Source organism: Brachybacterium sp. ACRRE (assembly GCF_022346485.1).
GTDB lineage: Bacteria > Actinomycetota > Actinomycetes > Actinomycetales > Dermabacteraceae > Brachybacterium > Brachybacterium halotolerans.
Genome location: NZ_JAKRMO010000048.1, coordinates 23711 through 34844, shown reverse-complemented (window position 1 = coordinate 34844; position 11134 = coordinate 23711). Strand labels below are relative to the sequence as shown.

At 74.1% G+C, this 11134-nt stretch carries 12 protein-coding genes; 3 read left to right on the top strand and 9 right to left on the bottom strand.

Annotated features, from left to right (window positions below; all coding sequences use genetic code 11):
* Positions 1–167 precede the first annotated feature (167 nt).
* The gene (locus MHY49_RS13610) at positions 168–506 is read left to right on the top strand and encodes a DUF1844 domain-containing protein (protein WP_200502059.1); all 339 of its coding nucleotides are present in this window, start codon (positions 168–170) and stop codon (positions 504–506) included.
* Between the two features lie 90 nt (positions 507–596).
* Here the strand turns inward: MHY49_RS13610 and MHY49_RS13605 are convergent, their stop codons facing one another.
* The 7 genes from MHY49_RS13605 to MHY49_RS13575 form a co-directional block, all read right to left on the bottom strand.
* Positions 597–1553, bottom strand: coding sequence for an SseB family protein (locus MHY49_RS13605; protein WP_239204930.1), 957 nt, complete (start codon positions 1551–1553; stop codon positions 597–599).
* Positions 1550–2284 (bottom strand): bifunctional 1-(5-phosphoribosyl)-5-((5-phosphoribosylamino)methylideneamino)imidazole-4-carboxamide isomerase/phosphoribosylanthranilate isomerase PriA, encoded by a 735-nt coding sequence (gene priA / locus MHY49_RS13600; protein ID WP_239204928.1) that lies wholly within the window; start codon positions 2282–2284, stop codon positions 1550–1552. Before priA ends, MHY49_RS13605 begins: the two co-directional genes overlap by 4 nt.
* 89 nt (positions 2285–2373) lie before the next feature.
* Positions 2374–2529: a hypothetical protein gene (locus tag MHY49_RS13595; protein WP_193636179.1), complete on the bottom strand. Its 156-nt coding sequence runs from the start codon at positions 2527–2529 to the stop codon at positions 2374–2376.
* A complete protein-coding gene (gene hisH / locus MHY49_RS13590; RefSeq protein WP_239204926.1) occupies positions 2526–3230 on the bottom strand; it encodes an imidazole glycerol phosphate synthase subunit HisH in 705 nt (234 codons plus the stop codon). Before hisH ends, MHY49_RS13595 begins: the two co-directional genes overlap by 4 nt.
* On the bottom strand, positions 3227–3841 hold the full coding sequence (locus tag MHY49_RS13585) for a hypothetical protein (protein WP_239204924.1): 615 nt from the start codon (positions 3839–3841) through the stop codon (positions 3227–3229). Before MHY49_RS13585 ends, hisH begins: the two co-directional genes overlap by 4 nt.
* Positions 3838–4464, bottom strand: coding sequence for an imidazoleglycerol-phosphate dehydratase HisB (gene hisB / locus MHY49_RS13580; protein ID WP_239204922.1), 627 nt, complete (start codon positions 4462–4464; stop codon positions 3838–3840). The genes MHY49_RS13585 and hisB overlap by 4 nt, the downstream gene beginning before the upstream one ends.
* The gene (locus MHY49_RS13575; protein ID WP_239204920.1) at positions 4461–5639 is read right to left on the bottom strand and encodes a histidinol-phosphate transaminase; all 1179 of its coding nucleotides are present in this window, start codon (positions 5637–5639) and stop codon (positions 4461–4463) included. The genes hisB and MHY49_RS13575 overlap by 4 nt, the downstream gene beginning before the upstream one ends.
* 171 nt (positions 5640–5810) lie before the next feature.
* On the opposite strand from MHY49_RS13575, the gene MHY49_RS13570 reads away from it, so the two are divergent.
* On the top strand, positions 5811–6293 hold the full coding sequence (locus MHY49_RS13570; protein WP_239204918.1) for a DUF3054 domain-containing protein: 483 nt from the start codon (positions 5811–5813) through the stop codon (positions 6291–6293).
* 52 nt (positions 6294–6345) lie between these two features.
* Here the strand turns inward: MHY49_RS13570 and hisD are convergent, their stop codons facing one another.
* Positions 6346–7677: a histidinol dehydrogenase gene (gene hisD / locus MHY49_RS13565; RefSeq protein ID WP_239204916.1), complete on the bottom strand. Its 1332-nt coding sequence runs from the start codon at positions 7675–7677 to the stop codon at positions 6346–6348.
* Between the two features lie 243 nt (positions 7678–7920).
* Between hisD and MHY49_RS13560 the strand changes: the two genes are divergently transcribed.
* Positions 7921–10149 carry an NADP-dependent isocitrate dehydrogenase gene (locus MHY49_RS13560; protein WP_239204914.1) on the top strand — a complete coding sequence of 743 codons (2229 nt, stop codon included), beginning with the start codon at positions 7921–7923 and terminating at the stop codon, positions 10147–10149.
* Positions 10150–10288: 139 nt separating this feature from the next.
* Here MHY49_RS13560 and erm read toward each other — a convergent pair whose 3' ends face one another.
* Positions 10289–11074 (bottom strand): 23S ribosomal RNA methyltransferase Erm, encoded by a 786-nt coding sequence (gene erm / locus MHY49_RS13555; RefSeq protein ID WP_239204912.1) that lies wholly within the window; start codon positions 11072–11074, stop codon positions 10289–10291.
* Positions 11075–11134: the final 60 nt, after the last annotated feature.

Below are 11134 nucleotides of genomic sequence, written 5' to 3'. Positions count from 1 at the left end.
CACTGGGGGACCTCGGGGGCGCCGACGACGCGGACTCCCCCGGCACCGCCGGCGCCCCCGAGGTCCCCCAGTCCTTCCGCTTCGAGGGGGCGCACGGCTCCTCCGACGGCGGCGCGCACGAGCACGCGGGTCATGACCACGCGGCCCACGCTCCGCAGGAAGCCGAGATCGGGATCGCCTCCGACGCCGCGCGCGACATCGCCGACGTCGCGGCCGTCGAGATCATCTCGAGCGCGGCCGTGCACCTGATGAGCGCCGCCGCCGTGAAGATCGGGCTCGCCGAGGACGAGGCGACGGGCCACTACCAGGACCTCGACGAGGCGCGGAAGCTCATCGCCTCGCTCGCCGGACTCGTCACGGCCGCCTCTCCCGAGGTCGGCAACGAGCACGCGCGCTCGCTGCGCGACGGCCTGCGCACCCTGCAGCTCGCCTTCGCGGAGGCCCTGCCCTTCCCCGACGAGCCGGGACGCGCGCCGGGCGAGAAGTGGACCGGCCGCGTCAGCTGAGTCCCCGTCGGCCCGCCGACCGACGCGGCCGACGTGACCGCCGCGACTGAAGCGACCGCCACCACTCTCCGGGCGTCGACCCGGGCGCGCTCACCGGCCCAGCGTCAGCTTGAGCGAGCTCACCCGGTCCGCGACGAGCATCGAGGCGCCGAGGTGCTCCCCGAGCGCCCCGACGACCCTCTGCACGTCGGCCGCGTCGAGACCCGGACGCAGGCGCACCAGCAGGTCCACCTCGGCGCGCTCCCCGGGGCGCGGCGCGAGCGCGAGCACCTCCGGCAGGGTGTCGGCGATGCGCGCGAGCTCCGCAGCGACGTCGGGGTCCTCGTGCGGGGGCACCCAGTCCCTCCCCTGCGCGAGGGCCCACAGCACGGAGCGCTGCAGGAGGACGGGTCCGCACGCGTCGGCCGCAGGGTCCGCCCCTGCCGGGCCCGGGCTTCCCGTCCCGCCGGCCCCTACCTCTCCCGCCTGCGCGGCGGGGTTGAGCACGAGCTGGGTGATGCCCTCCTGCACGGCCGCCTGGGCGGCCTGCGCGGTGGGCGTGGGAACGGGCCGGGCCCGCTGCTGCCAGCGCTGCAGCTGGGCGACCGAGGTGAACACGGGGAGCACACGGGAGCCGTCGGGCGCGGTGATGGAGACCATCGCCATGTCGGCTCCGTTGTCGCCGGTCAGGCCGTGGGCGGTCGTGCCCTCCTCGGTGGCGACGGCCATGATCGGCACGAGCACGCGGCTGCCCGCGAGCGCGGCGACCAGGTGCCGCCGGGAGGGGTCGCGCCCCGCAGTGAGCGCGTCGAGCGCCTCGGCGACGGGGCGCGGCGTGGTGCCGTCGTCCTCGGGGAAGGGACTCGTGGTGTAGTCACGGCCCGCCCAGCTGGTGCCCGCGGTGTCGGTGAAGCGCGACTTCTCGCGGAAATGCGCGGGCAGGGAGCGCCCGCCCACGGCGCTCTCCGGGTCCGGCGCCGCTCCGCCGGCCGGATCCGGCGCCTTTCGGCTCGACGGGCCCGGCGCCTCTCGGCTCGACGGATCGGGCACCTCTCCCGCGGGCGTCATGGGCGCCCCGCCACCTCGAGGGCCTCGGGCAGGGTGAACGCGCCGGCGTAGAGGGCCTTGCCGACGATCGCGCCCTCGACGCCCTCGGGGACCAGGGCCCGCAGCGCCGCGAGGTCGTCGAGCGAGGAGATGCCGCCGGAGGCCACGACCTTCGCGTCGGTGCTCTCGCACACGCGGCGCAGCAGGTCGACGTTGGGGCCGCTCATCATGCCGTCCTTCGTGACGTCGGTGATGACGTATCGGGCGCAGCCGGCGGCGTCGAGGCGCTCGATCGCCTCCCAGAGGTCGCCGCCCTCCTTGGTCCAGCCGCGGGCGGCGAGCGTCGAGCCGCGCACGTCGAGGCCCACGGCGATGCGGTCGCCGTGCTCGGCAATGACCTCGGCCGTCCACTCGGGGTTCTCGAGGGCGGCGGTGCCGAGGTTCACGCGGCGGCACCCGGTCGCGAGCGCGGCCGTGAGGCTCGCGTCGTCGCGGATGCCGCCGGAGAGCTCGACCTGCAGGTCGACGGCCGCGACGACCTCGGCGAGCAGGTTCGCATTGCTGCCCCGTCCGAAGGCGGCGTCGAGGTCCACGAGATGCAGCCAGCTCGCCCCGCCGTGCTCGAAGGTGCGGGCGGCCTCGAGAGGCGATCCGTAGCTGGTCTCGGTGCCGGCCTCGCCCTGGACGAGGCGGACGGCCTGGCCGTCCTGGACGTCGACGGCGGGCAGGAGTTCGAGAACGGGGCTGGTCATGGGGTCCTCCGGGAACGGACGGTGGGAGAGGTGAGAGGAAGGGCCGGTCGAGGCGCCGGGCAGGGCCCGAGGGCCGGCGGGATCGCGCGTCAGGTCTGGATGCGCCAGATGCAGACGGCCACGCAGACGAGACCGAGGACGAGGAGCAGGATCCGCAGCCACCAGGGCTTGCCCGAACGGTGGAAGGACCACGCGCCGCCGAGCAGCATCCCGCCGGCGAAGAGCATGACGAAGGCGAGGATCATGAGGCGGCCGACCTCGTCGCGAGGCGCGGCAGTCCCGCGAGCCAGTTGCGCAGCAGACGCGTCCCGGCCCCGCCGGACTTCTCCGGGTGGAACTGGGTGGCGGTCAGCCCGCCGTTCTCGACGGCGGCGACGAAGCGGTCGCCGCCGTGATCGGACCAGGCGACCAGAGGGTCCGGCATCGGCGGCTGCGACTCGAGCTCCCAGGAGCGGGCGGCGTAGGAGTGGACGAAGTAGAAGCGCTCGTCCTCGATGCCGGCGAACAGCCGACTGCCCTGGGGGACCTCGACGGTGTTCCAGCCCATGTGCGGGACGACGTCGGCCTCGAGGCGGGTGATCTCACCGGGCCACTGGTCGAGGCCCGCCGCGCGCTCTCCGTGCTCGGTGCCGGCCGCGAACATGACCTGCAGGCCCACGCAGATGCCGAGCACCGGGAGCCCGCCGGCCAGGCGGCGCTCGATGATGCGGTCGCCGCCCACGGCACGGATCTGCGCGGCGGTCGCGGCGAAGGCGCCGACGCCGGGGACGACGAGCCCGTCGGCTCCGAGCGCACGCTGCCGATCGGCGGTCAGCTCGACGTCCGCCCCGGCGGCCTCGAGGGCGCGCACGGCGGAGCGGACGTTCCCGCTGCCGTGGTCCAGGACGACGACGCGCGGCGCAGGGGCGTCGCTCTGCGGGGAGGGGCTGCTCTGGCTCCCGCTCATCGACCCTTGCGCCCCTTCGCGATCCAGGCGAGCGCCTCGTCACGGGTGAGGACGGCGGGGTCGTAGCCCTCGCCGAGGGTGGCGACGTCGGCCGAGCCGAGCATGAGCTGCTCGACGACCTCGTCCATCGCGCCCATGACGATCGCGGGCGAGACGTCGTCCCCGCGCTCCCCCGCCTTGTAGCGGGTGGCGGTCATGCGGTCGCCCTTGCGCCAGAACAGGACGACGCCGTTGCGCTGCAGGGCGGTCGAGGTGACGGCGGCGAGCTCGTGGGCGGCGTCCTCCTGGAGGGCGCCGACGGCGATGGCGCCCATGCCGGTGTCGTGGACGCGGGCGCCGGCGGGGATGTCGGCGCCGTCGGTGCGGGCCTCGCGGCCCAGGCGGATCGCGCCGGCGAGGGCCTTCGCGGAGGCGACGGAGGTGGCGACCACGGCGATCGCGGGCTCCTCGTCGTCCCCGCCGCCGATGATGTCCTCGACGGTGAAGGGCGCGGACTCCTCTGCGGCGTCCTCGACGCCGCCGCCGAGGTCGAGGCCCTGGGTGAGGCGGGCGAACTCGGCGTCGATGTCGTCGTCGCCGCCGGAGGGGCGGGGCGGTTCTGCGGTGCTCACAGTGCTCCCTTCGTGGAGGGGATGTCGGCGACGCGCGGATCGGGCGCGCACGCGGCGCGCAGGGCCCGGGCGAGGGCCTTGAACTGGGCTTCGACGATGTGGTGCGGGTCCCGACCGGCGAGCACGCGCATGTGCAGGCAGATGGCCGCGTGGAAGGACAGCGACTCCAGGACGTGCCGGGTCAGCGATCCGGTGAAGTGCCCCCCGATGAGATGCAGGGCCTGCGCCTCGCTCTCGCCGGTGTGCACGCAGTAGGGACGGCCGGAGACGTCGACCACGGCGTGGGCGAGCGCCTCGTCGAGCGGGATGGTGGCCTCGCCGAAGCGGGTGATGCCGCGCTTGTCGCCGAGGGCCTCGCGCAGGCACTGGCCGAGCACGATCGCGGTGTCCTCCACCGTGTGGTGGACGTCGATGTCGGTGTCGCCGCTCGCGCGCACGGTGAGGTCGAAGCGCGCGTGGGCGCCCAGTGCCGTGAGCATGTGGTCGTAGAACGGCACGGTGGTGGAGACGTCCACCTGACCGCTGCCGTCGAGGTCGAGGAACACCTCGACGCTGGACTCGCGGGTGGTGCGCGAGATGCTCGCGGTGCGGTGCGCGCGGGGCGCGTCGGGGATCTGTGTCATCGGGGGTCGGCCTCCTCGAGGGCGGTGCGGAATGCGGCGTTGTCCTGGGGCGTGCCGACGGAGACCCGCATCCAGGGCTCGGGCCCGACCTCGCGGATGAGCACGCCGCGCTCGAGCAGAGCCTCCCACACCTCGTGGCGGCTCGCGGCCCGGTGCAGGAGCGGTTCGAAGTACACGAAGTTCGCGTCCGAGGGGGCGACGACGTGACCGCGCTCGACGAGGTGATCGAAGAGCGCGTCGCGCTCGGCGCGCAGCCGCTCGACCTGGCCCAGCAGCTCCTCGCGGTGCGCGAGCGCGGTGCGGGCGACGGCCTGGGTGACGGCCGAGAGGTGGTAGGGCAGGCGCACCACGCGGACGGCGTCGACGATCCGCGGATCCGCGACCAGATAGCCCAGGCGCCCGCCGGCGAGCGCGAAGGCCTTGGACATCGTGCGCGTGACCACGAGGTTCGGGAACTCGCCGAGCAGCTCGAGGGCGCTGGGCACGCCGTCGCGCCGGAACTCGCCGTAGGCCTCGTCGACCACCAGCATCCCCGAGCTGGGCAGCAGCGCCTCGGCGGCGGCGCGCACGACCTCCGGGTCCAGGGCCGTTCCCGTCGGGTTGTTCGGGCTGGTGAGGACGACGATGTGCGGGCGGTGCGCGGAGATCGCCTCGCGCACGTCGTCCGCGTCGAGCGCGAAGTCCGGGGCGGGGCCGCGGTCGGCGACAACCCAGCGGGTGAAGGTGTCGCGCGCATACTCGGGATACATCGAGTAGTGCGGCGCGAAGCCGAGCGCCGTCCGGCCGGGCCCGCCGAAGGCGAGCATCAGCTGGTGCATGACCTCGTTCGAGCCGTTCGCCGCCCAGACCGCCTCGACCGCGGGCGCAGGGACCCCGGACTCCGCGGCGAGGTACTCGGCGAGATCGGCGCGCAGGGCCGTGAACTCGCGGTCGGGATAGCGGTTCAGACCGGCCGACGCCTCCTGCACCGCGCGTCCCAGGTCGGCGGCGAGCTCGGCGGACGGCCCGAAGGGGTTCTCGTTGACGTTCAGCAGGTGCGGCACGTCGATCTGCGGGGCCCCGTACGGCTCGACGCCCGCGAGGTCCTCGCGGCGCGGCGGGATCCCCGGGCGCGCGACGGGATCTGCGGGCTCGGCGCCGGGCGCGGCGGGGTCGGGTCGGCTCGAGGTGGGCATGGCCCCATCGTAGAGGTCCGGACCTGGTGGGATCCGCGCCGCCCGGTGCGCGGAACCGGCCGCCATCGGTCCTGCTCGGGCACCTCGTCGCCGGGCGCTCCCCCGCCCCGCGCACGTGCGTCCCGCCACGCTCCCAGCGCCCGACCACCCGCGGGTCGGTACCCTGGCGCGGTGCTTCGCTTCCTCGGTGCCCTGATCGGCGACGTCCTCGCCGTGGTCCTCTTCGTCGCGATCGGCCTGCTCCAGCACGGCTACGACATCTCGACGCAGAATCTCGTGCTGGTGGGCTGGCCCTTCGCTGCCGCCCTCCTCGTCGGCCATCTGGCCGCGCAGACCTGGCGCGCGCCCTTCCGCGTCTGGCCGCAGGGCGTGTTCGTGTGGGCGATCACCATCGTCGGCGCCATGGCCGTGCGCACCCTCATGCAGGCCGGCACCGAGGTGTCCTTCGTGATCGTCACCTCGATCGTCCTCGGCGTGCTCATGCTCGGCTGGCGCGCGATCGCGACCTTCCTCACGCGCGGCGAGCGCAGGGTCGTCGAGGTCGTGGACGAGGCCGATCTCGAGACGGGGACCGGGCCCGAGGTGACCACCGGGACCGCGGATGAGAAGGCCGCCGAGGCCAGGACCGTCGCCGAGAAGGCCGACAACTCCTGAGGACCCGGGGCGAGCCCCGCCGGAAGCACTCCCCCGTCGACGAGCCCGCCCCTCACGCGTCGGGAGCGAACCTCACGTCCACCGCGGTGCCGTGGGCCGGCAGGCCCTCCGAGCGGGCGAGCGTCGTCGCCGCCTCCCGTGACGCGGCGAGCGCGTCCTCGTCGTACTCGACGACGTGGATGCCGCGCAGGAACGACTGCACGCCGAGCCCTCCGGCGAAGCGCGAGGTGCCGCCCGTCGGCAGCACGTGGTTGGAGCCGGCCGCGTAGTCGCCCAGGCTCACCGGGCTGAAGGGGCCGACGAACACCGCGCCGGCGTTGGTGACTCGCGCGGCGACGCCCGCCGCGTCGGCCGTCTGGATCTCGAGGTGCTCCGCGCCGTAGGCGTCGACGACCGCGAGGCCCTGCTCGATGTCGTCCACGAGGATCGCGCCGCTCTGACGCCCGCGCAGCGCCTCGGCGATCCGCTCGTGGTGCTCGGCCGCGGGGACCTGGGCCTCCAGCTCCTTCTCGACGCGGTCGACGAGGGACTCGTCGTCCGTGACCAGCACGGCGGCGGCCATCGGGTCGTGCTCGGCCTGGGAGATAAGGTCGGCGGCGACCAGGCGGGGCGCGGCGGAGGCGTCCGCGAGGATCGCGATCTCCGTCGGCCCGGCCTCCGCGTCGATCCCGACGATGCCGCGCACCAGACGCTTCGCCGCCGCGACGTAGACGTTCCCGGGGCCGGTCACGAGGTCCACGCCCTCGAGCGCACGGCCGTCGCCGAGATCGTCGGCGCCATGGGCGAGCAGAGCGATCGCCTGCGCGCCGCCGACGGCGAGGACCTCCTCGATCCCCAGCAGGGCGCAGGCCGCGAGGATCGTGGGGTGCGGCAGGCCGCCGAACTCCTTCTGCGGCGGGGAGGCGAGCACGATCGTTCCCACACCGGCGGTCTGCGCGGGCACGGCGTTCATCACCACGGAACTGGGCAGCACGGCGCGGCCGCCGGGGACGTACAGGCCCACGCGGCGCACGGGCACCCAGCGCTGGGTGACGCGTCCGCCGGGGATCACCTCGACGCTGTCGGGCTCGCGCACCTGGGCGGCATCGACGGCGCGGACCCGCGAGATCGCGGTTTCCAGGGCCGCGCGCACCGACGGGTCGAGCTCGGCGAGCGCACGCGCGATCTCCTCCGGCGGGACGCGCAGGTGCTCGGGCCGCACGCCGTCGAAGCGCTCGGAGGCCTCGAGGACGGCGGCCGCGCCGCGCGTCGCGACGTCCTCGATCACCGGGGCGACGGCCTCCGCCGCCGCGGCGACGTCGACCTCGGGACGGGGCAGGGAGGCGGCGAGCTCGGCGGGGCCGGGACGGGTCCCGCGCAGGTCGGTCACGGAGAGGAAGGACATGGGGGAAGTCTAGGAGGACGCCCGCGCACCGGCGCCCTCGGCCCGACGCCTGGGACGCGCGTTGCTCGCCCTCGCGGCCGCGGCGCGGGCGGGCTGCCGGCGGGGCGCGGGCGACGTGCGGGCAGCGTGCGGGCAGCGTGCGGCCGGGGTCGCACGGTCCCGCCTTCCCTGAGGACGCCGCGCGCGCCCTCGGATAGTCTTGACGTCGAGACATCACCCCGACCCGAGGGAGCCCCACCGATCATGTCGCGGATCATCTACACCCACACCGACGAAGCGCCGATGCTCGCCACCGTGTCGTTCCTGCCGATCCTGGAGGCGTTCTCGCGCACTGCCGGGATCGATGTGGAGACGCGGGACATCTCGCTCGCGGGCCGCATCGTCGCGGCCTTCTCCGACCTCCTGCCCGAGGACCAGCGCGAGGCCGACGCGCTCGCGGAGCTCGGCGAGCTCGCGAAGACCCCCGAGGCGAACATCATCAAGCTGCCGAACATCTCGGCCTCGGTCCCGCAGCTGAAGGCCGCGATCGCCGAGCTGCAGGCCGCCGGGATCGACCTGCCCGACTACCCCGAGTCCCCCTCGACCGACGCGGAGAAGGACGTGCGCGCCCGCTACGACGCGGTCAAGGGCTCGGCCGTGAACCCCGTGCTGCGCGAGGGCAACTCCGACCGCCGCGCGCCCCAGGCCGTGAAGAACTTCGCGAAGAAGCACCCGCACCGCATGGGCGCCTGGTCCGCCAACTCGAAGACCACCGTGGCGACCATGGACGCCGACGACTTCCGGGCGAACGAGCAGTCCGTCGTCCTCGAGAAGGACGACGAGCTCTCGATCGTCCACGTCGCCGCCGACGGCGCCGAGACCGTGCTGAAGCCCTCGATCCCCGTGCTCGAGGGCGAGGTCGTCGACTCGACCGTCATGAGCGCCCGCGCGCTGGACGCCTTCCTCGCCGCGCAGGTCCGGGCCGCGAAGGAGCAGGGCGTCCTGTTCTCCGTGCACCTCAAGGCCACGATGATGAAGGTCTCCGACCCGATCCTCTTCGGCCACGCCGTCCGCGCCTTCTTCCCCGCCCTCTTCTCGGCGTACGGCGAGCAGCTCGCCGCAGCGGGCCTGTCCCCGAACAACGGCCTGGGCGGCATCCTCGCCGGGGTCGACGCCCTGGACCCCGAGGTCGCCGCGGGCGTGCGCGAGGAGATCACCAAGGGCCTCGCCGAGGGCCCGGCGATCGCCATGGTGAACTCCCACAAGGGCATCAGCAACCTGCACGTGCCCAGCGACGTCATCATCGACGCCTCGATGCCCGCGATGATCCGCACCTCCGGCCACATGTGGAACAAGGACGATGCGGAGCAGGACACCCTGGCCGTCATCCCCGACTCCTCCTACGCGGGCGTCTACGCGGCGACGATCGAGGACTGCAAGGCGAACGGCGCCTTCGACCCGACCACCATGGGCACCGTGCCGAACGTCGGCCTGATGGCGCAGAAGGCCGAGGAGTACGGCAGCCACGACAAGACCTTCGAGATCGAGGCCGACGGCCGCGTCGAGGTGCGCGACTCCTCGGGCGCGGCGCTGATGGCCCAGCAGGTCGAGGCCGGCGACATCTTCCGCGCCTGCCAGGCCAAGGACGCCCCGATCCGCGACTGGGTGCAGCTCGCCGTGCGCCGCTCGCGCGAGTCCGGGATGCCCGCCGTGTTCTGGCTGGACGAGTCCCGCGCCCACGACCGCAACCTCATCGCCAAGGTCGAGGCCTACCTCGCCGAGGAGGACACCGAGGGCCTGGACCTCCGGATCCTCTCCCCCGTCGAGGCGACGAAGCACACCCTGGAGCGCGTGCGCCGCGGCGAGGACACGATCTCCGTGACCGGCAACGTGCTGCGCGACTACCTCACCGACCTGTTCCCGATCATGGAGCTGGGCACGAGCGCCAAGATGCTCTCGGTGGTGCCGCTCATGAACGGCGGCGGACTGTTCGAGACAGGTGCGGGAGGCTCCGCCCCCAAGCACGTCCAGCAGCTCGTCGAGGAGGACTACCTGCGCTGGGACTCCCTCGGTGAGTTCCTGGCCCTCGCCGAGTCCCTGCGCCACCTCGCGCGCACCGAGGACAACGAGCGCGCCCGCGTGATCGCCGACGCCCTGGACCGCGCGACGGAGACCCTGCTGAACAACGGCAAGTCCCCGCAGCGCAAGCTGGGCACGATCGACAACCGCGGCAGCCACTTCTACCTCGCCCTGTACTGGGCGCAGGAGCTGGCCGCGCAGTCCGACGACGCGGAGCTCGCCGAGGCGTTCGCCCCCATCGCCCAGGAGTTCGCGGGCAAGGCGGAGGCCATCGACGGCGAGCTGCTCGCCGTGCAGGGGAAGCCGGCCGACATCGGCGGCTACTACCGTCCCGACGAGGCGAAGGCCGCGAGCGTCATGCGTCCCTCGACCACGCTCAACGCGATCGTCGAGGAGATCAGCTCCGCGCTGTGACCGCTGATGCGCTGACGCGCTGAGGGGCGACCGCACCTCCCGAGTGCGGTCGACCAGTGGAAGGGCCCGGATGCTTCGGCGTCCGGGCCCTTCGTCGTCGGACCACGAGGTCGTCGGACGACGAGCGCCCGGCACGCGCTCAGTCGCGGGGCGTGCGGCCGAGCCGCTTCCAGAGGAGCGCCCACTGGCGAGGCGCGAGGTCCCGGGGCCGGTCCCGGCGCGCGACGCCGGCCACCCGCAGTGCGTCGTCGATCCGGCGCCGGCCCGACGCCCCGCGAGGAGGCAGGGCCCTCGGCAGGATCCTCTCGAGGGTCCCTCCCCCGCCCGCGAACACGCGGCGCGCGAAGCGCTCGTACGCGGCGCGCTCCCGGAGCGGGACGAGGGGACGCTCGCGGCGCTCGAGCACGAGGATCCCGCCGTCGACCGCGGGCACGGGGCGGAAGGCACGCGACGGCACGCGCCCCTCGAGCCTCGCGTGGATCCATGGCGCGGCCTGGACGGTCAGCAGGGTGGATCCGCCCACCCCGGCGCGCTTGCGGGCCACTTCCCACTGCGTGAGCAGGACGGCGCGACGCCAGCTGCGCTCCCGCAGCAGGCGCCGCAGGATGGGTGTGGTCAGGTGGAAGGGGATGTTGCCGACGATCGTCGCCGCCTCGAGCGGATGGCTGAGCGCATCGGCGGCGATCACGCGGGCACCGGGCAGGTCGCGGCGCAGCGCCCGGGCGCGGTGCTCGTCGATCTCGAGGGCTGTGAGCGTCACGCCCCGTGCGGCGAGCACACGGGTGAGGGCGCCGTCGCCGGCGCCGAGCTCGAGCACGCTCGTGCCGTCCCGGGGGACGAGATCGGCGATCTGCTCGAGAGTGGGCCGGTGGACGAGGAAGTTCTGGCCGAGTTCATGGCGTCCGCCATGGCGGGAGCGGGGCATGGGTGGTCTCCGTGCTGTCGGGTCGGAGCACCCGGCATCTCACCCGTGCCGGCGGCAGGG